This window comes from Streptomyces hilarionis, assembly GCF_024539675.1.
Taxonomy (GTDB): Bacteria; Actinomycetota; Actinomycetes; order Streptomycetales; family Streptomycetaceae; genus Streptomyces; species Streptomyces hilarionis.
Genome location: NZ_JAHHIT010000059.1, coordinates 25,068 through 49,099, shown reverse-complemented (window position 1 = coordinate 49,099; position 24,032 = coordinate 25,068). Strand labels below are relative to the sequence as shown.

Below are 24,032 nucleotides of genomic sequence, written 5' to 3'. Positions count from 1 at the left end.
TGTTCCCACTCCACGCTGATACTGTACGTTTACATTGTAAATCGGGCAATTCATGACATCAGGTGCGCGGGGGTGGTCGCCTCCCGCGCGCCGGGCCGGCCGGGTCCGCCCAGCCAGCGCAGGAAGCGCCAGTGGACGGCCAGGTTGGCCCGGACGTCGGCGCGCTGCCCGCGCACCACCGCCGCCGCCAGCCGGGCGACGGGCTCCACGGACAGACTCAGGGCCGTCAGCGCCCACGCCTCGGCCCGCGTCCAGTGCGCGAAGGCGTAGCGGGTCCGGCTACAGAGCATCAAGTAGTGTCTCCAGGCGCCGAGTTGAGAGGAGCTCACCTCCTCGGCGTGGAAGACGCGCGCCTGGTGCACATGGCAGGAGGGCAGCCCGGCCTGCCGGGCCCGCAGGGCGAAGTCGACCTCTTCGAGATAGAGGAAGTAGCGCTCGTCGAATCCCCGCAGCGCGTCGAACAGGGTGCGGCGCACCAGGAAGCAGGCGCCGATCACCTGGTCCACGGGGCCCGAGCGGGGCATCTCGCGCGGCCGCAGGTGATGCGGCGGGAAGAGCGTGGGCGCGAGTCGGTCGAGCCCGGTCATCTTGCCGACGTAGATGCGCAGGCTGGGAAAGCGCGAGCAGGAGATCCGCGGACGGCCCTCCTCGTCCACCATCAGCGCCCCGAAGATCCCGTACGGCACGGCGTCCGGGGTCCGCAGGAAGTCGCCGAGGACGCGCAGCGCGTCCGGATAGAGCTCGGTGTCCGGGTTGAGGAAGAGCAGCAGGCCGGAGTCGCACAGCGCGGCGCCCTGGTTGCAGGCGGCCGCGAAGCCGACGTTGCGGCTGTTGCGCACCACGTCGAGCTCGATCCCCGGGGTGACGAGCGCGTCGGGAGAGGCGTCGGCGGAGGCGTTGTCCACGACGACGACCCGTGCCACCCGCAGCCCGGACCGGTCGGCCTCGACGATCGAGCGCAGACACGCCCGCAGACGCGGGCCGGTGTTCCAGTTCACGATCACGATGTCCACGGCCGGCGCGGTCCCGACGCCCGGCGGCATCACCGCTTCGCTCATGACGTCACCGTCCCCAGTTCCATGGCCGCCTCCCAGCGAGGCAGCCAGGCGTCGTACGAGTAGTGGGCCGCCGCGACCTGCCGGGCGTGGCGCCCGAGTCGCTCCCGCGCTGCCGTGGACGCGCCCAGCAGAGCGAGGACCGCGTCGGTCCACTCGTCCCGGGTGCCGGCCGCGGGCATGCCGAAACGGGCCAGGAGTTCGGCGTTGACGCCCAGCGGGCTGGCCACCGCGGGCAGGCCCACGGCCGCGTACTGGAGGAGTTTGTAACCGCACTTGCCCCGGTTGTAGTCGGTCGGAGCCAGCGGCATCAGCCCGACGTCCATGCCCGCGAGGGCGGCTCGCTGCGCGTCGGGGCTCCAGGCGATCCGGTCCACCATGGATTCCAGGGCGCCGAGGGCGGGCGCTCGCGTGCCGACGAGCAGCAGCCGCGCGCCGGTGCGCCGGTGGACCTCCCCGAGCGCGGGGGCGATCAGTTGCAGACACGCCTCGTTGTGGGGCGAGCCGATCCAGCCGAGCCGGGGCGGGTCGTGCAGCGCGTAGGAGGCCTTGGGCGTGTAGTCCTCCAGGGCCACACAGCTCGGGATCACCACCACGTCACGGTGGTGCCGGGAGGCCCAGTCCGCGAGGACGGCGTTGCCCGCGATGACCCGGTCCGCGTGCCGGACGGCCACCCGCGTCTTGCCGGCCTTGGGCGCGAGCCGGCGCAGGAGACCGCCTTCGCCGCGGTCCCATTGCAGGGCGTCGTCGAAGTCGTACACGCCGAAGTCGGCGCTCGTGAGCAGCCGCCGCTCCCACCAGCCGCGGCTGAGCGGCGAGGCCTCACGGTGCAGCAGCAGCCGCCGGGGCCGGGCGTTCGCGAGGGCGGCCAGCCGCAGTTCGGCCCGCGCCAGCGACACCGGGTGGCGCACGAGGCGCGAGGCGGCCGCGTCCGAGAGCGAGAGATAGCTGCCGACGGCGAAGTCCGCGCCGACCCGGTCCAGCCATTGGAAGACCCGGACCCGGGAACTGCCGGCCCCCCGCCCGTAGGGGGTGACCGCGCAGCGCTCCAGTCGTGGGAGGCGTCGATCCATGATTCTGCGTCCCAGCCGTATGCTGATATCGTACGTTTACGGCGTAAATGGATGTGATCCCACTATTGCTCCCCACTTCCGAAGACGTCAAGCGCGGCCCCCGCGGCCCGCGCGGAGGAGCCCGTCATGGATCTCCACGACTACATCGACGTGATACGCCAGCGCTGGAGGTTCGTCGTGGCCTGTGTGCTGCTCGGGCTGGCCGGGGCCGTCGCCGCGACGATCCTGACCCCGCGCACCTACACGGCGACCGCGCAGCTCTTCGTGGCGACCAGGGACCCCGACAGCGCCGCCGCCTACCAGGGCGGCCTGTTCACCCAGGAACGCGTCAAGTCCTACACCCGCATCGTCACCAACCCCACGGTGCTGGCCGGGGTCATCACCGCACTCGACCTGCGCACGACCCCCGAGGAGCTCGCGAAGAAGATCAGCGCCCAGGCCCCGCTCGACACCACCCTCGTGGACATCCGCGTCGGCGACGGCTCGCCCACCCTGGCCCAGGACATCGCCGACGAGACGGCCAAGCAGTTCACGAAGTACATCACCGCCGTCGAAGGGGCCCCGACCGGAGCGCCGCCGCTGGTCAAGGCCAGCGTCGTCGGCGGATCCGAGCCGCCCACCTCACCCACCAGCCCCCGGCCCGCCCTGAACATCGCCATCGGCGTCCTCGCCGGACTCGTCGTGGGCGTCGGCGGCGCGGTGGTGCGCAACTCCCTCGACACCGCCCTGCGTTCGGGACGCGACATCCGCACCCACCTGGGCCTCGGCACGGTGGGCGCCCTTCCCCCGCCCGATCCCGGCCGGCCGGACCCGTGGCCGTCCAGCGGACCCGCTCCCCGCACCGAGGCGCTCAACCAGTTCCGCACCCAACTGCGGTTCGGCGCCGGCGGCAGCCTTCCCGGTTCACTGCTGATCGCCAGCGCCCTGCCGCAGGAGGGACGCACCAGCACCGCGATCGACCTGGCCACCGGCGTGGCCCGCACCGGCCGCAACGTGATCATCCTGGAGGCCGACCTGCGCCGGCCCCGGCTCGCCGAACAGCTGGGCCTGCCCGACGGCCCCGGACTCGTGGGCGTCCTCAGCGGCGAGTGCGCCCTCTACGACGCCCTGCGGGACTGGGGCGACGCACGGATACGCGTGCTGCCGAGCGGATCGGTCCCGGGCGACCCGAACACCCTCCTGTCCTCGTCGGAGATGAAGGCGCTGGTGCGCTCGCTGGAGTCCGACGGCGGCCTCCTGGTCGTCGACAGCCCCCCGCTGCTGCCGTACGCCGACGCGGTCGCCCTGGCGTCCGTGACCGAGGGCGCCCTCCTCGTCGTCCGGTCCGGCAGGACCCGCCGGGACGACGCCTCCCACGCCCTCGATACCCTCGCCGCGGCCCACGCGCGGGTCCTCGGCGCGGTCCTCACCGCCGTGCCCGCCGCCCGGGGCCCGCGCCCCGACCCGGACCAGCCGCGCCGCGGCAGGCGGCACGAACGCTCCTCCCCCGCGGGGCGCGCGATGGCGCCCGGTGCGGCAGCGCACCGCGACCAGGCCGGGTGAGTCGCCCCGATGACGCCGCACCAGACCGACATGGCGCTCGTGATGGGCGTCCTCGCGCTGCTCTCCCTGATCCCGGCGACGATCGCCCTGCGCCGCGCCCGCGCCTTCGGCGACTGGGACCTCACCTCGACGATGATCCTGCTCGTCGGCGTCCTGGCGAACCTGCCGACCGTCCTGTACGTCGCGCACACCGGCCGCTCCGAGCGGCTCGACTCGATGGGCGACGTGGTGATCGGGCTGCCCACCTGGGTGAACCAGATCGGCTCGGTGGCCAACGGCACGATGCTCGTGGTCTGCCTGGCCTTCGCCCTGCACCGGCTGCTGATCGCCCGGGCGCAGGTGCGCGCGGCCCCGCTGATCGCCCTCGCGATCGCGCTGCTCCTGACGTTCTCCGACGGCCTGCACGGCCTGGAACTCCTCGCGCCGCGGCAACTCGTCCTGCTGGCCGCCCTGCTGGCGGCGGCCGTCGCCCGGCCCGGACGCCCGGCGTTCGTGGGGGGCGCGAGCGTGGTGCTGCTGACCACGCTGCTGGGCGGGGTCGAGGCACTGATCCAGCCGGACACCGTCCTGCGGGAGTGCCGGCCGGACAACCCCTGCGGTGTGCTCGGCATCCTCTACGCGGGCGTCTTCACCAACGAGAACATCTTCAGCCTGCTCCTGGTCGTCGGCATTCCGTTCGTCTGGCTGGGGCTGCGCGGACCGGTGCGCGTCGTCCTGGCCTTCTACGTCGCCTTCGTGGCCGTCGCCAGCGGCAGCAGGCTGGCCGCCGCGACCGCCGTCGCGACGCTGGTCTTCCTGATCGTGATGCGCCCCCGGCTGCCCGAGGAGGCCGCGCCGGGCCGCGGGGTCTCGACCGGAAAGCTGCTGCTCACCGCACCGGTCCTGGCCGCGGCCGCCGCCGTCGGTCTGCTCGCGCCCTTCCACCACCCGGGACCCGACACCCTCGGGGACCGCGCCCTCATCTGGGACATGGCCAGGGACGAGCTCCACCAGGGCACCTGGTTCGGGCTGGGCGGAAAGGCGTGGGCCGCGAAGTACCCAGCGGGCGAGATCCCCGCCGCGGTGTCACCCTCCCTGCACAACCAGTGGATCGACGTCCTGTTCGCCGGCGGCGTCGTGGCCCTGGCCCTCTTCGTGCTGCTGCTCGTCGTGCTGCTGGTGCGGGGCGGGACGACCGCCTACCCCGCCGCCGCGAGCGTGCTGCTGCCCGTCCTGCTCACGTCCGTCCTGGAACGCCCCTGGTCGTTCAGCATCAGCAATTCGCTGACCTTCGCGCTGGTCGCCGCGGTGCTGACGCCTACGGCAGTGAGTCGAGCAGCCGTTGCAGCGGCTCCAGGGTCCGGTTCCAGTCCAGCCGAACCGCCTGCTCGTACGCCTCGTCGCTCGCCCTCCGCCACCGCTCGGGTTCGCTCAACTCGTCGATGACCGCGGCGAACGTCTCCTCCGTGTAGGGCACCGATCCGCGCAGCAGGTCCAGGTGGCGCCGCCAGCCGGGGACGAGGACGGGCAGCCCCTGCGCCAGGTAGTGCAGGTGCTTGGCCGAGAACCCCTCCCGGCGCAGCAGGTCCGTGGTGCAGGTGATCAGCCCGAACTGGTAGTCCCGCAGCACCTCGGGCGACGCGTAGCCGCGGTAGTCGAGGCCGAGCGCCGGGTCGGGGGGCGGGCCTCCGTACACGTGGATGCCGGGGTGTCTGCGGCTCAGCCGGGCGAGCAGCGGGAGGTCGATGAACCGGGAGCTCAGCGAGCCGAGGTAGGCCACGCGCGGGGGCTCGGCGAAGCGGGCCCGTTCCCGCGCGGGGGTGCATCCCCAGTTGAGCTGGACGATGTTGCGGCCGCTGATCCCGTAGTGCTCGCGGGCGTACCGGCCGTAGGACTCCCACGAGAACGAGAGGTTCTCCATCGCGTCCAGGAAGTCCGTCTCCCAGCGCCGGAACCGTGCGTGCTGGCGGTCGGTCAGGCGGTGTTCGTAGAAGACCTCGTCGGCCCAGGGGTTGGGGCAGTCGTACAGGGTCCGCGCCGAGGTGCCAGTGGTCAGGACGCCCGAGTCGAAGGGCGTCTCGCAGATGACGAGGTCGAAGTCGTCGAGGGGGAGCTCGTCGGCGAGGATGCGCCGCCGCAGCCGGTGGTCGGTCCTGAGCACATGGTACGAGAGGTGCCGGCGGCCGAACCCCCAGCGCCGTGTGAGCACCTTGGAGGCGACGTCGTTGGCGTACAGCGCCAGTTTCCCGGGGCGCAGGGAACCCGGCAGCAGCCGGCCGACCGAGCCCGGTTCGCCGGAGGCCCGGGCCAGGCAGTTGGTGTCGACGAGTCGCACGTCGTGTCCGCGCTCGCGCAGGAACTCCTCGATGGCGCGGGGCTTGACGGTGTTGGCAAAGCCGTCCAGCTGCGCCACGATCAGCACGCGCCGTGGCCGGGTCGCGGGTGGGGCCTCTCGCTCGACGGTGGTCATCGTCGTCTCCTCCCTGTCGTCGGGCCGGTCGGGTCGGGTTTCGTCGGGTGCCGGCGCCGTCGTGGGCGTGACGGCGGGTTCGCCGGGGCGGCCCGGGGCGGTCACGGGACTCCCTCACGCGGAGCCCCCGGCTCCCCGATCCCGGGAAGGAGCAGGGCCCAGGCGAGGCCGATCACGGCCAGGACGGGGGCGCCGGCCAGGGCCAGGGGCAGGACGCCGTGCCAGCCGAGTCCGAGCACGAGCAGGTTGCCGAGGCAGGCGGTCACGGCGGCCGCGAGCGTCACGGGCCACCAGCGTCCGGGCAGTCGCCGGTCCCGCAGTCCCGCCAGCCGCCGGCACAGCACCACGAAGTACACCGAGCCCGCGGTGATGCCGACGGCGGTCGCGAGGACGACGCCCATGACACCGAACAGCAGGGTCAGCGGCACGGTGAGCGCGAGGTTCACCCCCGTCGAGAACCAGGAGTAGCGCGTCTCGTGGCCCGGCAGGCCGATGGCACGGACGAAGCAGGTCCGGATGCCGGTCAGGGCGACCTGGACCGAGTAGCCGGCCAGCAGGACCGCGGCGACGGCGCCGCTGAGGGCGAGGTCGCGGCCGAGCCACACCTGGACGGCGAGACCGACGGACGCGGTCGTGACCACGCCGTAGGTGAGGACCGCGGGCAGCCAACGCGCTTCCAGGACGTGGAACTCCCGCGCCGTCGCGGCCGGTCCGCCGTGCGCGAAGACCTGGGTCATCCGGGTGAGGATGGGAGGGAAGCCGTACAGCGGGAGGCTGCGCAGTCCGGTGGCGGCCTGGTAGCCGGCCGCGTAGATGCCCACGTAGCGCACCGGCAGCATCGCGGCGATCACCAGCGCGTCGATCTCTCCGTTGAGGAAGACGGTGAAGCCCGACAGCTGCATCCGCACGGCGTACGCGCCGAAGTCGCGGCGCTCGGCGCGCGGTGGCAGCAGGGGCCGCCGGAACCGGAGGAAGCCCGCCCCGACGCACAGCCCGGCGACGGTCACCAGGAGGTACCGGCCGAGGGTCAGCAGCGCCAGCATCGGCAGGTCCCCGCCCTCCCTGACCAGGACGACCACGCTCACGGCGTACGCCACGCTCGCCCCGACGCTGACGGCGGCCAGCGAGCGGAACCTCGCGTGGGCCTGGAGGAGGGCGATCGCCGAGTTCGAGGCCAGCGCCAGGGTGAGCAACGGGCCGAGGAGGACGAGGAGTTGCTCCGCCTCGCCCTCGAGGCGGCCCGGCACGTCCACCGCGGACGTGACCACCGGCGCGAGCAGCAGGCTCAGGCCCGTGACGATCAGACCGAGGACGAGGAAGGCCGCCAGCGACCCCGTCACCAGCCGCCCGGTGCTCTCCCTGTCGCCGTGGGCGCCGTGGTACGCGTGGAAGCGTGCGAGCGACGCGCCGATGCCGCCGTCGAGCACGGTGAGGGTGGCGAGGAAGACCAGGATCAGCGACCAGACGCCGAAGCGGTCCAGGCCGAGCCGGTGGATCAGGTACGGGGTGAGGCACAGGTTGGCGACCAGAGGGGCCGCCTGGGCGAGTCCGCTGTAGCCCATGCCCGAGGAGAGGCCCCGCGGCCGCCCGCCCGCCGGCCCCGGTTCCACGCCGTCCACCGGTGCGCCGTCCGTCCCCTCCTCGCCTTCGGCGGGGCGCGCGGCGGAATCCGCCGGACCGTCGCCTGTCTGCTGCCGGGGACGCATGACCGTGCCTCACTGCCCGGTGGCGGGCGGGTGTCCGGTCTCGACCGCGTGCCACAGCGACCGCAGCTTCTCCTGGTCGAGGATCAGCGCGTACTGGCGGCGGATCATCTGGGAACGGACGATCGGCGCCGTGGAGAAGCGCGCGTCCGAGGCGCTCAGGTGGCGCAGGCCGAGAACGAGGTTGCGCAGATCGCCGTTGGTCATCGCGCTGTCGACGCTCACGGTGCGGGTGATCGCGTCGAGGGTCCGGCCGGTGGCGAACGGGTCGGTGAGGCGCACCCCGCCGCGCACCTGCGCGACCAGGCTGCGCAGGAACTGCTGCTGTCGCTTGATGCGGTCCAGTTCGCCGCCCGGCAGACCGTGGCGCTGCCGGACGTACGCCAGCGCCTCGTCGCCGTTCATCGTCTGGGTCCCGGCGGTGAAGTGCCGGTGCTGCTCGGGGTCGTAGGCGTTCTCGGCGACCGTCACGGGAACGCCGCCGACCGCGTCGGTCAGGGACTTGAAGCCGTGCCAGTCGACGACGCCGAAGTGATCGATCCGGGTTCCGGTGAGCTGTTCCACGGTCCTGATGAGGAGAGGGGGCCCGCCCCAGGAGAACGCGGCGTTGACCTTCGCGGAGCCGTGGCCCGGGATCGGCACCCAGCTGTCCCTGGGGATGGACAGGGTGTAGGCGGTGCGTCCGCCCGGGCTCAGGTGGACGAGCATCAGGGTGTCGCTGCGCTGCGCTCCCGGCTTCCACAGGTCGGCCGTCGCGTCGCTCCCGGTCGTCGGGCGCTTGGAGCGGCTGTCGACGCCGGCCAGCAGGAACGTCGTTCCGTCGTCGTGCCCGGCGGCCTTGTGCGGGCGCGGTCCCTGGGGGAAGGCGTGCGGGATCCGGGTCACCTGGTCGCCGTAGTGGTTCGTGCCCCACCACAGTCCGCCGGCCACGAGCCCCAGCAGGGCCAGCACCACGACGAGGCCGCCGATCAGCACGGCGCGCAGGACGCGGCGGCGCGGCCGGCCCGGCGAGCCGGGCTCGGGCCTCGGCGGCCATCGGGTCCACTCGTGGCGGGCGGACATCAGAAGTCGTCCGGGTAGGGGTCGGCCATGACGGCGGGCGCCTGCCGTCCCGACGCGGATTCGGGGAAGCCGGGGAAGAGCCCGGCCAGCATCCGGCGTACCGCGCCGGTGTCGTTGCGCTCGGTCGCGGCGTACAGGTCGGGCAGTCCCGCGGCGAGCGCGAACGGGTTCTCGCCCGGGGCGCGGGAGGTCGCGGCGAGGATCCGCGGATGGGCGGTGTGCGTCCGGTCCTCGTGGGCGGAGAACAGCGTCTCGTTGAGCTTCTCGCCCGGCCGCAGGCCGGTGAAGCGGATGTCCACGTCCGGCACGTTGAGGGAGCGGGCGAAGCGGCGGACCAGGTCGACGATGCGGACCGGGCCGCTCATGTCCAGCACGTACACCTCGCCGCCCTCGGCCATGCGCGCCGCCTCCAGGACGAGCCCGACCGCCTCCTCGACCGTCATGAAGAACCGGGTGACGTCGGGGTGGGTGACGGTCACCGGGGCTCCCGAGCCCAGTTGTTCGGCGACGACGGACAGCAAGGACCCCCGGCTGCCCAGCACGTTGCCGAAGCGGACGGCGGTGTAGACGCTTCCCTCGGGGGCGGTGTGCTGGGCGTCGCGCACGATGAGTTCGGCCAGTCGCTTGGTCGCGCCGAGCACGGACACGGGGTCGGCCGCCTTGTCCGTGGAGATCAGGACGAAGCGTTCGGTTCCGGCGGCGGCCGCGGCCCGGACCACGTTCTCGGTGCCGCGCACGTTCGACTTCACGCCCTCGCAGGGGTGGCGTTCCAGGAGCGGGAGATGTTTGTGCGCGGCCGCGTGGAAGACGATCTCGGGGCGCAGTTCGCGGAAGACCTGGTCGATTCTGGGCCGGTCCCGGATGTCGGAGATGACGATGTCGTCGCTGAGCAGCGCGTCGCCGTACAGCTCCAGCTGGAGCCGGTGGAGGTTGGACTCGTCGTGGTCGAGGAGGAAGAGCCGGCTGGGGCCGAAGGCGCGCACCTGGTGGCACAGTTCGCTGCCGATGGAGCCGCCGGCGCCGGTCACCAGGACGCGTCTGCCGGCGACCGTGGACCGGGCCCCGGGGCTCACCACGTGCATCTCGGTGCGGCCGATCAGCTGGTGGACGTTCAGGGCCCGCATGTCGCTGCCGACGACGTCGCGGCGCAGGGCGGCGATGAAGGAGGGAAGGTAGCGGACGCTGGCGCCCGTGGCCTCGGCCGCGCCCACGACCTGGCGGAACCGCTCGCGCCCCAGACCGGGGATGGCCACGACCACCGCTTCGATCCCGTGCGCGAGCACGGTCTCGCGCACGCCGTCCACCTCGCCGAGGACGGGCAGTTCGCCGATCACGGCGGCGCGGCGCTTGTCCGGGTCGTCGTCGAGGAAGCCGACGGGGTAGAGCCCGAACTGGGGGGTCCGCGCCAGATCGCGGGCGAGCGCCCGTCCCGCCTCCCCCGCGCCGACCACGAGCGTGCGCAGACCGGTGGGCCGGGGCGGATCGGGGGGCACGGCGGCGGGCGCGGGTGCGGGCGGTGGCGGCAGCGGGGTCCGCGGCTTCGGGGCGAGGCGGGCCAGTTCGTCGCAGACGCGGTCGACGGCGCTGTCGGCGAGTTCGAGGTGCAGGGGCAGGGACAGCAGCTGGGGGAAGAGCGCGTCGGCTCCCGGCAGGCCGCCGGGCGGGACGGTCGCGGTGTCGCGGAAGTAGGGCATGTGGTGCAGCGGGATGAAGTGGACCGAGGTGCCGATGCCACGTTCGGCGAGCAGTTCGCTCAGCTCGTCCCGGCTCCTGCCGTACTCGGGCGTCACCCGCACGGCGTAGAGGTGGCAGGCGTGGCGGCCGGGGGTCGGGACGTCCAGGGGCTCGATGCCGGGCACGCCTTCCAGGGCCGCCGTGTAGCGCCGGACGATGTCGTGGCGGCGCTGCTGCCAGTCGTCGAGGTGGCGCAGCTGGGCGCGCCCGACGGCGGCCTGGACGTCGGTCATGTTGGCCTTCAGGCCCGGGCCCTCGACGGTGTACCGCCAGCTGCCGCCCGGCATGTTGCGTCGCCAGGCGTCGGCGGACATCCCGTGCAGCCGGGCCCGGCGGATCCGTTCGGCGAGCTCCGGGTCGTCCGTGGTGACCATCCCGCCCTCGCCGATGGGCAGGTTCTTGGTGGCGTAGAAGCTGAAGCAGGTGGCGCGGGACAGGCTGCCCACGGGCCGGTCGCCCACCGTGGTGCCCAGCGCGTGCGCGGCGTCCTCGATCACGTGGGTGAGCGGGAGCTGCGCGGCCTCGGCCAGGGCCGCCACGGGGGCGGGGGCTCCCGCGTAGTGGAGGACCGTCATCGCGTGGGGACATCCGCACGCTCTGGCCGCGCGGGCGACGGTGTCCGGGTCGGCCATGGCGGTGCGCGGGTCGACGTCGACCAGGACGGGCCGCAGCCCCGCGTGCAGGACGGCCTGGGCGACGCCGCAGAACGTGACGGCCGGCAGCAGGACCCTGCCGCCGGGCGGCAGGCCGAGGCCGCGCAGGGACAGCTCCAGGGCGGCCGTGCAGGAGCTGACGCCGACCGCGAGCCCGGCTTCGACGTGGGCCGCGAACTCCTGCTCGAAGGCCTCGGTCTCGTGTCCGGTGGTCACCCAGCCCGAGGCGAGGACACGCTGGACGGCGGCGCGGGCCTCCCGGCTGATACGTGTCGCGGCGAACGGGATGTCCCGTTCCGCCGCGTGTCCGCCCCGGTCGGAGCCGGGGTGGGGCTGCTCGTGCCCGCGCGGGCCGGCGTCCTGGTGCTGATCGGCGGGCCCGCCCGGGCCTGCGCGGTGGTGGGAGCTGCCGTTCAGGGCCTGCCCGGCCGGTTCCCCGGGCGACTCGCGGGGCCGCGTCCGTTCGACTGTCATCTCCTGCTCCCCGATGCCGGCTCCGCTGGGGAAGAATGGCGACGTCACATGCGTCCGAATGGCGTACATTTACGACGTATACATACACCTTGCCCCCGTGCATGCATAGAGTCAACACGAGCAGGATCTCGGGTGGGCGGGCCGTACGGAGGCAGGCATGGCCAAGGAACGTGCGCGGAGCAAGGACAGCGAGGGCGCCGCACCGGCGCGGCGCGCGAGCGACCGGGGCCATTACGGCCGCCTGAGCCGCGAACGCGTGCTCGCCGCCGCACTGGGGCTGGTGGACGAGGAGGGTCTCTCCGCGCTCAGCATGCGCCGGCTCGGCGCCCGGCTCGGCGTCGAGGCGATGGCGCTGTACCGCTACGCGGAGGGCAAGGACGCCCTGCTGGACGGGCTGGTGGAGGCCCTCTACCTCGAACTGGAGGAGCGGCTGTCCGCCGGTTCCCCCCGGGAGGACTCCGCCCCGCCGGACCCGGCCGCGTGGCGCGGCCAACTCCACCGCATCGCCCGGTCGACGTACGAGGTCTGCATGGCCCATCCCCAGGCCGTGCCGCTGCTGACCACCCGCATGCTCGCCGTCCCACTCGCCAGGAGGCCCCTCGCCGTGCTGAGGGAACACGAGCGCGTCCTCGTGCTGCTCCGGGACGCGGGGCTCGGCCCGGACCGCACCGCGGCGGTCTTCCACGCCTTCACCGGCTGGGTCCTCGGCTACATCTCGGTGGAGCTGCGCGCCATGGTCGACAACCCCGAGGAGGAGGACCCCGCCTTCCGTCTGGGACTGCACCGGATGCCGCCCCACGAGCTGCCACGGCTCCGCGAGATCGCCGCGACGCTCGCCGAGCCGGGCGGCCCCCAGGGCCTGGAAGCAGGTCTGGACGCCCTGCTGGACGGCTTCGCGACGGACTGAGCCCGGCACAGGGACACCTGCCCGGCGGGACACCGGGCGGCGAGAGGCCCCACGCGGGACGCCGGGACGCCAGCGGAAGGGACGCGGGACGCCGGGACGCGGGACGCCGCACACGACGTCGCCCGAACGGCTGAAGATGCACCGGCCCACCCCCCGTGCCTACGATCGGCAAAGCCCCGGAACGCGCCGGACGGCCCCTGCCGTCCCCCGTCAGGTTCCTGTGCCGTCCGACATAGGGAGGCGGTTCGGCTTGCTGCGGGCATCACGCCTCACCGGCGTCCTGCCGCGGCCACGGCGCCTCGGCGTGTACGGCATCCTGGTCGCGGCCATCACCGTCGTCTACATGGCCGTCCCCCCGACCCGGACCCCGCTGTGGGCCGTCATCGGACTCGGCGGCGTCACGGCCATGGTCACGGGCATCGTCGTCAACCGCCCCGCCCACCGCTGGCCGTGGCTGCTGCTGGCCGCCGGGCTGCTGGCCTTCGCCGCGGGCGACACCTCGTACAACGTCCTGGAGTCCTACTTCGGCGTCAACAACCCGTTCCCGTCCGCCGCGGACGCCTGCTACCTCGCCTGCTACCCGCTGTTCGCCGCCGGCCTCTACGGGCTGGTGCACTACCGCTGGCCGGGCCACGACCTGCCGGGCCTGCTCGACGCCCTGATCTTCGCCCTGGGTCTGGCGCTGCCCGTCTGGATCTTCCTGGTCCAGCCGCTCACCCACGAACCGGGGATGACGTGGCAGCAGCGGGCCATCAGCATCGCCTACCCCATCGGCGACGTGCTCGTCCTCGCGATGCTGACCCGCCTGCTCGTGTCCAGTCCCGGCTCCGGCCGCATCCCGGCCCTCCGGCTCCTGGTGCTGGGAACGGCGACGCTGCTCACCTTCGACATCGCCTACGGGATCCTCCAGCTCAACGAACTGTGGCAGACCGGCACGCTGCTCGACTTCGGCTGGATCGTCTTCTACACGGCATGGGGGCTCGCGGGACTGCACCCCTCGATGGTGGAGCTGACCCGGCCCGTGGTGCGACGCGAGTCCCTGCGGCCCACCCGCCGCCGGCTGATCGCCCTGGCCGCGGCCACCCTGGTGGCGCCCGCGATCCTGCTGTACGAGGGGCAACGCGGGGACACCCAGGACGCCGCCGTGATCGCGGTCTTCTCCGCGGCCCTCTTCCTGCTGGTGCTCCTGCGGCTCTCCGGGATGGTGGTGGCCCACCGCAGCGCCGTGGCCCGCGAACTGGCGCTGCGCACCGCCGCCACCTCTCTCGTCGCGGCGGCGAGGATCCGGGACGTGGAGCGCGCCTGCGACGCCACGGTGAGCACGCTGTTCGGGCCCAGGATCGCGCACCGGTGTCTCGTCCTGCCGGCCGACTACGCCAACAGGCTCGCGACCCGCCGCACCCACCTGGTGCCCACGACGGAACTGGGGACGGACATCGCGGGCCGGCTCGGCGAGCTGCCCAGCACCCTGGTGTGCCCCATGATCGCGCCGGACGAACCGACCGAGAAGGTGCCGCTGCCGGGCGTGCTGATGGCGGCGGGCCCCGAACAGCAGCTCCGCGAGATGGCGAGTTCGCTGGAGATCCTCGCCTCGCACGCCGGTCTGGCCGTGGCCCGCATCGCACTGCGCCAGGAGATCATCCGCAAGGAGAGCGAGGCCTACTTCCGCACGCTGGTGCGCAACGCCTCGGACGTCATCCTCATCGTCGAGGACGACGACACCGTCCGGTACGCGAGCCCCTCCGCCCGTGCCGTCTTCGGCCACCGGGAACTCGCGGGCGCGCCGCTGCCCGACCTGGTGGACGCCGGCGAACGGGCACGAGTCCTCAAGACCCTCGCCGCCCTCCGCGACGGCGGGTCGCCCGAGGCCCACGACCACTGGTGGGTGCTGCGCGACGGCCACCACATCGAGGTCGAGGTCCGGTGCAGCGACCTGCGCGCGGACCCCACCGTGTCCGGGCTGGTCATCACCCTGCGGGACGTGACCGAGCAACGCCGGCTCGAACACGAGCTGACCGAGCGGGCCTTCCACGATCCGCTGACCGGACTGCCCAACCGCACCCTGCTCCTCGAACGGATCGAGCGCGCCCTGCTGCGCAGCCGCCGCGGGACGACCCTCACCTGCCTGCTCTTCATCGACCTCGACGACTTCAAGATCGTCAACGACACGATGGGGCACTCCACCGGCGACCATCTGCTCACCGCGGTCGCCGAGCGGCTCTCGGGAGCGCTGCGCCGCACGGACACCGCGGCCCGTCTCGGCGGCGACGAGTTCGCGGTGCTGATGGAGGACGCCGAGAAGCCGCTGGACGCCGAGCTGCTGGCGGCCCAGGTGATCCAGGCGCTCAGCCGGTCGTTCAGCCTGCGCGAGGGCTCGGTGAGCGTGTCCGCGAGCGTCGGCGTGGCCACCGCCCGGGACAGCACCGACGCGGAGGAGCTGCTCGGCCACGCCGACCTGGCCCTCTACGCCGCGAAGGCGGCGGGCAAGCGGCAGTGGCGCCGGTTCCTCCCCCGGCTTCGGGTGCGGATGGTGGAACGGCACGACCTCCAGGCCCGTCTCGAGAGCGCGGTCGCGCGGTCCGAGTTCAGCCTGCGCTACCAGCCCGTCGTGGACATCACCGCCGGCGAGGTCGTCGGCTTCGAGGCCCTGGCCCGCTGGTCGCATCCGCACCACGACCCGGTCCCCCCGGAGCAGTTCATCGCCCTGGCCGAGGAGACGGGGCACATCACGCCCCTGGGCGCGTGGGTCCTGTCGCACGCGGCCGCGGACGTCGCCGCACTCCAGCGGGCGGCCGACGGGGCGGAGCCGCCGTACCTCAGCGTGAACGTCTCCCCGCGCCAGTTCCGCGACAACGGGTTCCTGGACGAGGTGCGCAGGGCGCTGGAGACCCCCGGACTCGCCCCGGGCTCGCTCCAGCTGGAGCTCACCGAGACCGTGCTCATGCGCCGGGACGCCCAGATCCAGGCGATGCTGTACTCGCTCAAGGACCTCGGCGTGCACATCGCGGTCGACGACTTCGGCACCGGCTACTCATCGCTGCGCTATCTGCGGGACTTCCCCGTCGACGTCCTGAAGATCGACAAGACCTTCATCGACGACATCGCGCTGGACACCCGACAAGTGGCGCTCGTCGAGGGGATCGTCGGGCTCGCCGACACCCTGGGCATCCAGGTGATCGCCGAAGGGATAGAGGATCAAGTACAGCGGGAACTCCTGGCCGGTATGGGTTGCCGGTTCGGACAGGGCTTCCTCTTCGCCCGGCCCATGACGGTGCAGCAGGGCGAGTTCCTGCTGCGACAGCGCGACGGGGTTCGCACCCCGCTCCGGTTCGCCGCCACGACGGCGGAAACGAGGGACGGAATGGAACCATCGCAGCCGGATTCGGCCGCCCCGCACGACAACGGCTCCGGCCCGCCCGACGGGGCGCGGACCGGCCGCCGGCACGGCGACGCGCCGCGCGAGGACCCCCACGGTGACGGCGCGCACGGAGACGGCGCGCACCCCGACGGGGCACGCGGTGACGGCGCGCCCGGCGGCGGGCAGAGCGACGGCGCCCGGCGCTCCCGACGCTGGCGCGACCTGGAGCACCTGCGGCAGACCAGCCCCATGAGCGACGCCGTCCTCGACGAGGTCCGCGGCCGGCACATCCGCAGCGGCGACCACTGGCTGGTCGACTTCGCCTCCTGCAACTACCTCGGCTTCGACTGCGATCCCGAGATCATCCAGTCCATCGAGCCTGCCGTGCGCCGCTGGGGCACCCACCCCAGCTGGTCCCGGCTGATCGGCAGCCCCCGTCTGTATCCCGACATCGAGGAGCGCCTGGCCGACCTGCTCGGCGCACCGGACGCGCTGCTGCTCCCCACGGCGACCCTGATCCACGCCTCGGTGATCCCCGTCCTCGCCGGTCAGGGGCATGTCTTCGTCGAGGCCACGGCGCATCGGACCGTGTTCGACGGATGCGTGGGGGCCCGTGGGCAGGGTGCGACGCTGCGCCGCTTCCACGCCGGACGCCCCGACGAGCTCGCGGCCATGCTCGACACGGTGCCGGCCGGTCTGCCCCGGCTCGTCTGTCTGGACGGCGTGAACAGCATGAGCGGGAACATCCCCGACCTGCCGCGGCTGGCCGAGGTGTGCAGGCCGCGCAACGCCCTGATGTACGTCGACGACGCGCACGGATTCGGCGTCATCGGGGAGCGCGGTCCGCACGAGTCGTGTCCGTACGGGGACCGGGGCAACAGCGTCGTGCGGCACACCGGCGAGTCGTACGAGGGGATCGTGCTCGTCGGCGGGTTCTCCAAGGCGTACTCCTCGCTGCTGGCCTTCCTCGCCCTGCCCACCTCGCTCAAGGACCGCCTCAAGACCGCGGCGGGGCCGTACCTGTACTCGGGCCCCTCGCCCACGGCCTCCCTCGCCACCGCGCTGGCCGGTCTCGACGTCAACGACCGCCGCGGGGACGGGATCCGGGCCGACCTGTACCGCAAGACGGTGCGGGTCCTCGACCACCTCGAGGGGCTCGGGGTCGGCACGCTCAACACGGACCGGCTGCCGATCATCGAGATCCCCCTGGCCGACGCCGACGACCTGGACGCGGTCGGCGGGTTCCTGTGGGACAACGGCATCTACGTGACCCTCGCGGCCTATCCCCTCGTACCGCGCGACCGCGTCGGGTTCCGGGTGCAGCTGACCGCACTCAACTCCGACAAGGACGTGGACCGTCTCAACGACACGCTCACCCGGCTCACCGAGCGCTATCGGCTGCGGCCGAGGGACGGAGTCCGCGATGGCGGTCCTCAATGACGACGTGAACTGGGACCGATGGCCGGTCGAGGACTACCTGGCGGAGAACTACCGGGAGTTGCACCCCTCGGACGCGGCGGTCATCACCCACCACAGCGCGTTCTACCGGGAGTTCGCGCCGGACGGCGTGGCCCGCTCGGTGGAGATCGGGGCCGGGCCCAACCTCTATCCGCTGATCCTCGCCTCCGCCGTGAGCCGCCGTGTCGACGCCGTGGAGGCGGGCGCCTCCAACGCCGCCTACCTGCGCAGGCAGTTGAACGGGACGCCGGACCGCAGCTGGCTGCCCTTCCACGCGCTGTGCCGCAGCCTCAATCCGGACGTCCCCGCGACGCTGGAGGAGTCGCTGTCGGCGGTGCGTCTCGTGCACGGCGACCTGAGGTCCGTCGAACCGGGCGGTTACGGTCTCGCCTCGATGCACTTCGTGGCCGAGGGGGCGACCGAGGACTTCGAGGAGTTCAAGGAGTTCTGTCGCCGGTTCGTCCGGTGCGTGGCCCCGGGCGGGCGGCTGGTCGCCGCGTTCATGGAGAACATGCCGACCTACCGGATCGGCGCCGACTCCCGCTGGCCCGGGTGCCCGGTGGACACCGACGTCATCACCGAGGTGTTCACCCCGCTCACCGACCGGCTCACGGTCGGCCGCATCCCGTCGGATCCGACCCTCCCGGACTACGGGGACACCGGGATGGTCCTGCTCACCGGGATCGCGCGCGGGCCCGAAGCAGACTGACGAGCGGCATCGCGGCAGGGCTTCGGCGCCCCGGCGGTTGGCTCGGCGCCGGTCCGGGCGTTCCAGTGACGGACCGCCCGGACCGGTGGCCGAGAGGTGCGGCGGCGCACCTGCGCACCATGCGCGCGTCCGAGCGCCGCGCGGCCGGTCAGGTCAGGTCAGCAGGGTCACGGAGTAGTCGAAGGTCGTCCCCGTGACGGTGTAGGTGGCCGTCTGGCCGTTGTCGCAGTAGGACACGTAGGAGCTGCCGAACTCCTTGGTCCCGCCCACCGCCTCGACGTACGGGCGGAGATCGGTGCCCTCCGGCCATAAGGTGGTGGCCAGGTCGACGACCCGGGTCTGGTTGATCGGGTACGCGTCGGTCGGAGCGGCCTGTTCGCCGGTCCGGGCGGTGGCGGCCCAGGAGAGGACGAAGCCGGCGTTGTTGACGACGGCCACCTTCTGCACGCAGGGCTGGGCCTGCGCGGGCGCCGCGGCCGCCGTGACCGAGGGCAGGACGGCCAGTGCCGTCGCGCTCGCCAGGACCGCGGCCGAGCGGCGGCGTATCCGAGTCCCGTGCATGATGCTCATGAGGCAAACTCCCTTCCGGCCGAGAGCGTCCCGGCCGACGAGGGCCGAGTGACCCGACGTTCCCTCAGGAAACCTCTGAGGCGCATGAGTTGAGAGGCGCCGGTGTCGGTCACGTCGATTTCGCGCCGAGGCGGCCGCACCGAAGACACGCGAGGTGCCCCGGGAGTTCTCCGCGCCGTCGGTCCGCGCGTCTCGGACCGGCCGGCCGGATCGGTCCGTGGCCATGCCATGATCTGCGGCATGAGCACAGACATCGGGCACTCGGGGATCGTCTACTGGCGGCGCAGCCTGTGGAAGGGCGCGCGCTGTGAGCCCGTGCTGGTCACGCTGCGTCCCGACAGCCTGCACGTGCGGGACCGCTCCCTGGGCACCGTTCTGGAGGTCGACCCGCGTGCGGTCTCCGCCCGGCTCTCCCGGCTCGGCGCCCTGGTGCTGAAGGCCGACGGGCGGCGCTGCGTCCTGGTCGGGCGGGGCGCCTCCCTGTCTCCCGAGCCGAGCGCCGACCAGCAGCGGGCTCTGGAGCACGCCGGCAGCGGATCGCCGGGACCGGCCGCGGCGGGCGGCGCCGTGGACCAGTTGTTCAACGGCGGCGCGGCGGCCCGCATGCGCGACTGGCACGCCCGGCTGACCGCCGCCGGAGCCCGGACGGACTGACCGCGCCCACCGCGGGCCCCGCGGCCCTCGCCCCCGAACCGGCGGTGTTGTCAGTGCCGCGGGATACGGTGCGTCGTGATGGGCCGGACGGAGATCGTGAGGGACTCGCGGCCATGGGGGGTGGGTCGGACAGGCCCCGGCTTCGGCTCGGGCCTGGAGATGGTTTGCCATGACCCCACCCCCCACCTCCCCACTCCACATCCCGAGCCGCCACCGAGGATGCGTCGGCCGGCCGACGGCCCGGACCGCGGCGACGGCAAGACGACCGCGGGGCCCGGGAGTTGTCCGCTGCCCGGCCCGACGGCGTGAGGACCGCGGCCATGAGCGCCGATCTCTTTGATGAGAGGGCAAAAGGGGACTGGGAAGCCACCGGGCCGGGGGATGATGCCCGTGAGGGCCTTCGATGTGCCGTCCGTGTGCGAAGAGACGGAGAGCAGCCGTGACCGACCGCCGCACAGAGTTTCTCGTATCCCCCGACAGGAGCCGGTTCGCACGCGTGGCCCTTGCCGTGGTACCGGCGGTCATCGTGCCGGGCATCAGCATGACGCGCCTGCTCGCGAGCGGCCGCGGCACCAGTGAGGGGCTCGGGCCGATGGCGATACCCGCGGCCATCGCCCTCGTCGCACTGCCCTTCCTGTGGTACGTGGCCTATGCGGTCCTGCACACGGTGAACACGTATGTCGCCTTCTCCGACGGCGCCGTGCGGGTGCGCAACTGGGCGCGCCGGCTGACCGTCATCGAGGGGCCGGGCTCCGTGGCCAGGACCCATATCGACTCCAGCGGCATCGCCGGCGCGGTGCTCGTCGTGAGCGACGACCGTGCCGCCGTCCTGCTCAACCCCCGCCAGTGGCGTGAGGCCGAACTCGACAAGGTTTGGCGCCGGGCGGCTCTTCCCGAGAGGTTCGGGGGCACGCCGACCCCACGTGAACTGCGCAGGCGGCATCCGACCATCCGGATACCGCTCTACATCCGGTACCCCGGCGTCGTCTACACCTTCTGGACCGTCCTGGTCATTCTCTACATCGGCGTGGTGGTCAACGTCTTCGCCCGGATCTGAGCGGCAGCCGCTTCCGGCGCGGCGGACGTGCCCGCCGAGCACCGGGGCCGTGGCGGGTCGGGAGCAGGGGCTTCCGCCCGCCACGGACTGGTCGGTCAGGTCGGGTCACGCCGGCCCGCGTGCGGTCAGGTCAGACCCATGAACTGCAGGGCCAGCGGCTGCATGCCGCTCTGCGGCAGGTTGTGGCCGACTCCCTGGACGCTGATCGCCTCGACGGGGGCGGTGGTGCCGGCGCCGCCGTACCGGGTGCGGGTCCAGGCCGGCTTGGGGTGGTCGGTGAGGGCGGGCGTCTGGTTCACGCCGAGGACGTCGGTCCACTGCTTGATCTCTTCGCCGAAGTCGACGTAGCTCAGCGTGGTGTCCTGCGTGCCGTGCCACACCTGCATGCGCGGTCGGGGCCCGCTGTAACCGGGATAGGCGGCGCGCACGAGGTTGCCCCACTGCTGGGGCGTCTTGGTGATCCTCCCGCCGGAGCAGTCGCTGTTCCACTCCGAGCCGTTCGTGGTGGCGAAGCAGCCGAACGGCACGCCGGAGAAGGCCGCGCCGGCCTTGAACACGTCGGGGTAGTCCCCGAGCAGCACGTTCGTCATCATCGCCCCGGAGGAGAAGCCGGTGGCGTAGACGCGGTTCGGGTCCGCTCCCCGGTGCTGCTGCTCCCACCGCACCATCGACACGATGCCCGCCGGGTCGCTGCTGCCGTTGTGGGTCAGGGCGCGCGGTGACGACACGTCGAAGCACTTGCTGCTGCGGGTGACCGAGGGGTACACGACGATGAACCCGTGCTGGTTGGCGAGCGAGGCGAACTCGCTGCCCGAGTACATGGCCGGTCCGGAGCCTCCGCAGTAGTGGTTGGCGACCAGGATCGCCGGGTGCGCGCCGGCGTTCTGCGGCACGTACTCGTACATTCTCAGGTTGGACGGGTTGTAGCCGAAGCCGGTGACTTCGGTCAGCGCCGCCGCGGGTGCCGCCGCGGCGGCCGATGCCGGTGCCGCGCCGGTGAGCACGCCGACGCCGAGCGCGGCGGCCGCGCCGGTCGCCAGGAGCGCACGCTGAACGCGGCGCAACCGTGACTGGAAGGACATGAACGAGCTCCTTGGATGGTGGGGGTCCGTCTCATCCGGTGTGAGGGGACGGATCGCTTCAGAACTGGGTGAAGAACTTCCAGACCTCGGCCGGCACCCAGGTCCTGGAGCCGCTGTCGCCGCTGGCGCCGTCCTGAGGTGCGGCGATGTGGCCCTCGTCGAACGCGGCCCACACCACGGGGTGGCCCGCGGAGCATCCGGAGTAGGCGGTGACGCGGTGGGTCCGGCTGCCCTGTGCGGGCTCGGGCGGGTTCTGCGCGGCGCAGCCGTTGTTGCGGACGAACCGGTCGCGCAGGCCGCGTCCGCCGGAGATGCCCAGCACGTTGTCACGGATGCCGTGGATGCCGAGGTAGGCGATGGGCTGGGAGCCGCCGCTGCAACCGCTGAGCTGTCCCCCGGACTGGACCGCGACCGCGCGGAAGACCGTCGCCCGGGTGCACGCGAGCGCGTAGCTCATGGCGGCGCCGTAGCTGAAGCCGACCGAGAACAGGCGGGTGGTGTCGACGCACAGCGCGCCCTCGACCTGGTTGATCATGGCGTCGGTGAAGGCCACGTCCTCGCCGCCGGAGTTGGCCCAGCCGTTGTTGAGGCCCTGGGGTGCGACGAAGACAGCGCTGTTGTTCGCCAGCCGCTGGAGCCCGTAGTAGGCCCAGGTGCCGTTCTCCACCGTGCGGCCCGTGGACACGTCGGTGGCGGAACCGCCCAGCCAGTGGAAGCCGAAGATCAGCCGGTAGGCGCGGTTCCTGTCGTAGTTGTCCGGCACCTTCAGGATGTAGGTGCGGCTCTTCCCGTTGACCTGGAGGGTGTGGGTGCCGCTGGTCAGCCCGGGGGCCCTGCCGCACCCGGCGGTCGCGGTGGCGGAGTGGGCGGCCGTCGGCGTCGTGCGCTGCTCACCTGCTCCCCCGCCCCCGCGCAGTGCCGCGCCGCCGGTGGCCAGGGCCAGGGTGAGCAGGGCCGCCACCAGGGCGGGCCATAACCTGGGTTTGGGCATGTTCCACTCCTTCGTCCGTCCAACCTGGTGTGACACAAGGGGTGTTCGTCGTGCCGGGCTCAGCGGTATCCGGCCGCGGCGATGTCGGCCTGCACGGCGTTCTCCGTGGCGTCGGAGGGGTAGCCGGCGACGAGGGCTCCCTCGTAGAACGTGCCGACGCTGAGGTTGGTGTTGCCGTTGCAGCAGTCCCCGCCGCTGCCGAGGATGATCGCCCCCTGCTTCTTCATCGGGTTGTAGCCGCGAGGGAGGGCGCCGTCGTAGAGCGTGGTCAGGCCGCCGGACTGGGCGCTGCCGCCCTTGATCGCGAACCGTGACGTCCCGTTGTTCTTCAGGGTCGCGGTGACGAACTTGCCGGTGAAGGCGCGCTGCCGCGGGTTCCAGGAGGTGCTGCCGCCGGGGAACAGACCGTATTCCAGGTCCGCCTGGACCCAGGGTCCGGATCCGGAGCAGCCCCCGAACCAGCACGACGTGCTGAAGTTGATCGCGTCCATGGCACCCGGCCCGTCGGCCCTCCGGGTGGTCTCGCTGTTGCCGTAGTCGAAGCAGCAGCCGCCGTTGACGTGCGTGCCGCTGGTGACCATGTACATCCCCTCGGGGGCGCTGCCGGTGGGCACGCCCGTCAGGTGGCCGTCACGCCAGTAGCTGTTCTTCGCGTTGATGTAGAGGGAGTAGGCCTTGCCGCCCCCGACCGTGAGCGATTCGCTGGTGGCCTTCGCCGCGGTGTCGGACCCGCCGACACCGCCCGGCCCCTGGTAGCCGAGGTGGTTGCCGCGACCCGACTGGTCGTACACCCAGGTGATGACGCAACTCGTGCCCGCGCAGAAGGAGTCCTGCACCGCGGCGTTCGCCGCACCGCCGGCGGCCACGACCCCGATGTCCCTGGTCGTGTTGTCCGAGGACCGCCTGACCTGGTAGAGCCTGCCGTTGTACGAGGCGTACAGGGCGCGCACGGTGCTGTGCGCCGCGACGCAGGGTGTGCCGCCGGCGGCGTAGAGGTCGCAGGGGCCCGCGGCGGCCGCCGACGCCGGGCCCGGCGAGATCAGGGCGGCGAGCAGGGTGACCAGGAGAGTCGCCACGCACGCGGCCGCCGTGCCCGCCGAACGACGTGCGCGGTGTGGGCCGCCCGGCGGGGCGACGCCGGCGTGCGGCGCGGACGACCGTCGGTGCGGGGGTAATGGAGGCATGCCGAACTCCAAGACTGGTCAACGGCCTTGCGCACGTCAGCAGACACCGGTCGTGCTCGCCGGCGGGAAGCAAGGGCCTTACCGGTACGGACCGTACGGGTGCGGTGGGGGGAGCCGTCGCTTGCGGTGCCGCGCGGAAGCCGGAGCAGTGGACGCTCCGCACTCCTCTCGCTTGTTCGATATAGCGAACATCGGTCGTCAATTCGACTCTCTGGATGATAGACATCCCATCGCGATCGTCAATGCCTGTCACATGATTCCCGTACGAGCACCGTCACCGGCCCCCGCGCGACGGCGATGCCACCCTTCCCACCAGG

Annotated in this window: 14 protein-coding genes and 2 pseudogenes; 7 read left to right on the top strand and 9 right to left on the bottom strand. The window is 72.6% G+C overall.

Annotated elements, in window-relative coordinates; all coding sequences use genetic code 11:
* Window positions 1-50: 50 nt before the first annotated feature.
* Window positions 51-1,058, bottom strand: a complete 1,008-nt coding sequence (locus tag KMS84_RS15620) for a glycosyltransferase family 2 protein (RefSeq protein ID WP_256916808.1) — start codon at window positions 1,056-1,058, stop codon at window positions 51-53.
* Entirely contained in the window at window positions 1,055-2,128 is a 1,074-nt protein-coding gene (locus tag KMS84_RS15615) for a glycosyltransferase (protein ID WP_256916807.1), read from the bottom strand. The genes KMS84_RS15620 and KMS84_RS15615 overlap by 4 nt, the downstream gene beginning before the upstream one ends.
* 126 nt (window positions 2,129-2,254) lie before the next feature.
* Here KMS84_RS15615 and KMS84_RS15610 point away from each other — a divergent pair, with 126 nt between their 5' ends.
* Both KMS84_RS15610 and KMS84_RS15605 read left to right on the top strand, forming a co-directional pair.
* Window positions 2,255-3,670: a tyrosine-protein kinase domain-containing protein gene (locus tag KMS84_RS15610; RefSeq protein ID WP_256916806.1), complete on the top strand. Its 1,416-nt coding sequence runs from the start codon at window positions 2,255-2,257 to the stop codon at window positions 3,668-3,670.
* Between the two features lie 9 nt (window positions 3,671-3,679).
* Window positions 3,680-5,095: an O-antigen ligase family protein gene (locus tag KMS84_RS15605; protein WP_256916805.1), complete on the top strand. Its 1,416-nt coding sequence runs from the start codon at window positions 3,680-3,682 to the stop codon at window positions 5,093-5,095.
* Between the two features lie 1,125 nt (window positions 5,096-6,220).
* Here KMS84_RS15605 and KMS84_RS15600 read toward each other — a convergent pair.
* From KMS84_RS15600 to KMS84_RS15590, 3 genes are read right to left on the bottom strand one after another with little or no spacing between them, the layout of a single operon-like run.
* Window positions 6,221-7,825 (bottom strand): lipopolysaccharide biosynthesis protein, encoded by a 1,605-nt coding sequence (locus KMS84_RS15600; RefSeq protein ID WP_256916804.1) that lies wholly within the window; start codon window positions 7,823-7,825, stop codon window positions 6,221-6,223.
* 9 nt (window positions 7,826-7,834) lie between these two features.
* Entirely contained in the window at window positions 7,835-8,884 is a 1,050-nt protein-coding gene (locus KMS84_RS15595) for an LCP family protein (protein WP_256916803.1), read from the bottom strand.
* Window positions 8,884-11,745 (bottom strand): DegT/DnrJ/EryC1/StrS family aminotransferase, encoded by a 2,862-nt coding sequence (locus KMS84_RS15590; protein WP_256916802.1) that lies wholly within the window; start codon window positions 11,743-11,745, stop codon window positions 8,884-8,886. Before KMS84_RS15590 ends, KMS84_RS15595 begins: the two co-directional genes overlap by 1 nt.
* A 157-nt stretch (window positions 11,746-11,902) precedes the next feature.
* On the opposite strand from KMS84_RS15590, the gene KMS84_RS15585 reads away from it, so the two are divergent.
* The 3 genes from KMS84_RS15585 to KMS84_RS15575 all read left to right on the top strand — a co-directional run bounded on the left by KMS84_RS15585 (window position 11,903) and on the right by KMS84_RS15575 (window position 18,177).
* Entirely contained in the window at window positions 11,903-12,652 is a 750-nt protein-coding gene (locus tag KMS84_RS15585) for a TetR/AcrR family transcriptional regulator (protein WP_256916801.1), read from the top strand.
* Window positions 12,653-12,995: 343 nt separating this feature from the next.
* On the top strand, window positions 12,996-17,450 hold the full coding sequence (locus KMS84_RS15580; RefSeq protein ID WP_256916821.1) for an aminotransferase class I/II-fold pyridoxal phosphate-dependent enzyme: 4,455 nt from the start codon (window positions 12,996-12,998) through the stop codon (window positions 17,448-17,450).
* Window positions 17,434-18,177 (top strand): class I SAM-dependent methyltransferase, encoded by a 744-nt coding sequence (locus tag KMS84_RS15575; RefSeq protein WP_256916800.1) that lies wholly within the window; start codon window positions 17,434-17,436, stop codon window positions 18,175-18,177. Before KMS84_RS15580 ends, KMS84_RS15575 begins: the two co-directional genes overlap by 17 nt.
* Window positions 18,178-18,330: 153 nt before the next feature.
* Here the strand turns inward: KMS84_RS15575 and KMS84_RS15570 are convergent, their stop codons facing one another.
* Window positions 18,331-18,747 (bottom strand): hypothetical protein, encoded by a 417-nt coding sequence (locus KMS84_RS15570; RefSeq protein ID WP_256916799.1) that lies wholly within the window; start codon window positions 18,745-18,747, stop codon window positions 18,331-18,333.
* Between the two features lie 240 nt (window positions 18,748-18,987).
* Between KMS84_RS15570 and KMS84_RS15565 the strand changes: the two genes are divergently transcribed.
* Both KMS84_RS15565 and KMS84_RS15560 read left to right on the top strand, forming a co-directional pair.
* A complete protein-coding gene (locus KMS84_RS15565) occupies window positions 18,988-19,401 on the top strand; it encodes a hypothetical protein (protein WP_256916798.1) in 414 nt (137 codons plus the stop codon).
* A 496-nt stretch (window positions 19,402-19,897) separates the two neighbouring features.
* The gene (locus tag KMS84_RS15560; protein WP_256916797.1) at window positions 19,898-20,458 is read left to right on the top strand and encodes a hypothetical protein; all 561 of its coding nucleotides are present in this window, start codon (window positions 19,898-19,900) and stop codon (window positions 20,456-20,458) included.
* A gap of 131 nt (window positions 20,459-20,589) precedes the next feature.
* Here the strand turns inward: KMS84_RS15560 and KMS84_RS15555 are convergent.
* The 3 genes and pseudogenes from KMS84_RS15555 to KMS84_RS15545 form a co-directional block, all read right to left on the bottom strand.
* Window positions 20,590-21,540 (bottom strand): annotated as a pseudogene (locus KMS84_RS15555) (extracellular catalytic domain type 1 short-chain-length polyhydroxyalkanoate depolymerase); the annotation flags it as partial.
* Between the two features lie 58 nt (window positions 21,541-21,598).
* Entirely contained in the window at window positions 21,599-22,531 is a 933-nt protein-coding gene (locus tag KMS84_RS15550) for a CE1 family esterase (protein ID WP_306425461.1), read from the bottom strand.
* 59 nt (window positions 22,532-22,590) lie between these two features.
* Window positions 22,591-23,541: pseudogene (locus KMS84_RS15545) on the bottom strand (arabinofuranosidase catalytic domain-containing protein); the annotation flags it as partial.
* Between the last annotated feature and the right edge of the window lie 491 nt (window positions 23,542-24,032).

Coding starts and splice junctions, on each gene's coding strand:
- KMS84_RS15620 (WP_256916808.1), bottom strand. CDS start 1,058: ATGAGCGAAGCGGTGATGCCGCCGGGCGTCGGGACCGCGCCGGCCGTG.
- KMS84_RS15615 (WP_256916807.1), bottom strand. CDS start 2,128: ATGGATCGACGCCTCCCACGACTGGAGCGCTGCGCGGTCACCCCCTAC.
- KMS84_RS15610 (WP_256916806.1), top strand. CDS start 2,255: ATGGATCTCCACGACTACATCGACGTGATACGCCAGCGCTGGAGGTTC.
- KMS84_RS15605 (WP_256916805.1), top strand. CDS start 3,680: ATGACGCCGCACCAGACCGACATGGCGCTCGTGATGGGCGTCCTCGCG.
- KMS84_RS15600 (WP_256916804.1), bottom strand. CDS start 7,825: ATGCGTCCCCGGCAGCAGACAGGCGACGGTCCGGCGGATTCCGCCGCG.
- KMS84_RS15595 (WP_256916803.1), bottom strand. CDS start 8,884: ATGTCCGCCCGCCACGAGTGGACCCGATGGCCGCCGAGGCCCGAGCCC.
- KMS84_RS15590 (WP_256916802.1), bottom strand. CDS start 11,745: ATGACAGTCGAACGGACGCGGCCCCGCGAGTCGCCCGGGGAACCGGCC.
- KMS84_RS15585 (WP_256916801.1), top strand. CDS start 11,903: ATGGCCAAGGAACGTGCGCGGAGCAAGGACAGCGAGGGCGCCGCACCG.
- KMS84_RS15580 (WP_256916821.1), top strand. CDS start 12,996: ATGGCCGTCCCCCCGACCCGGACCCCGCTGTGGGCCGTCATCGGACTC.
- KMS84_RS15575 (WP_256916800.1), top strand. CDS start 17,434: ATGGCGGTCCTCAATGACGACGTGAACTGGGACCGATGGCCGGTCGAG.
- KMS84_RS15570 (WP_256916799.1), bottom strand. CDS start 18,747: ATGAGCATCATGCACGGGACTCGGATACGCCGCCGCTCGGCCGCGGTC.
- KMS84_RS15565 (WP_256916798.1), top strand. CDS start 18,988: ATGAGCACAGACATCGGGCACTCGGGGATCGTCTACTGGCGGCGCAGC.
- KMS84_RS15550 (WP_306425461.1), bottom strand. CDS start 22,531: ATGCCCAAACCCAGGTTATGGCCCGCCCTGGTGGCGGCCCTGCTCACC.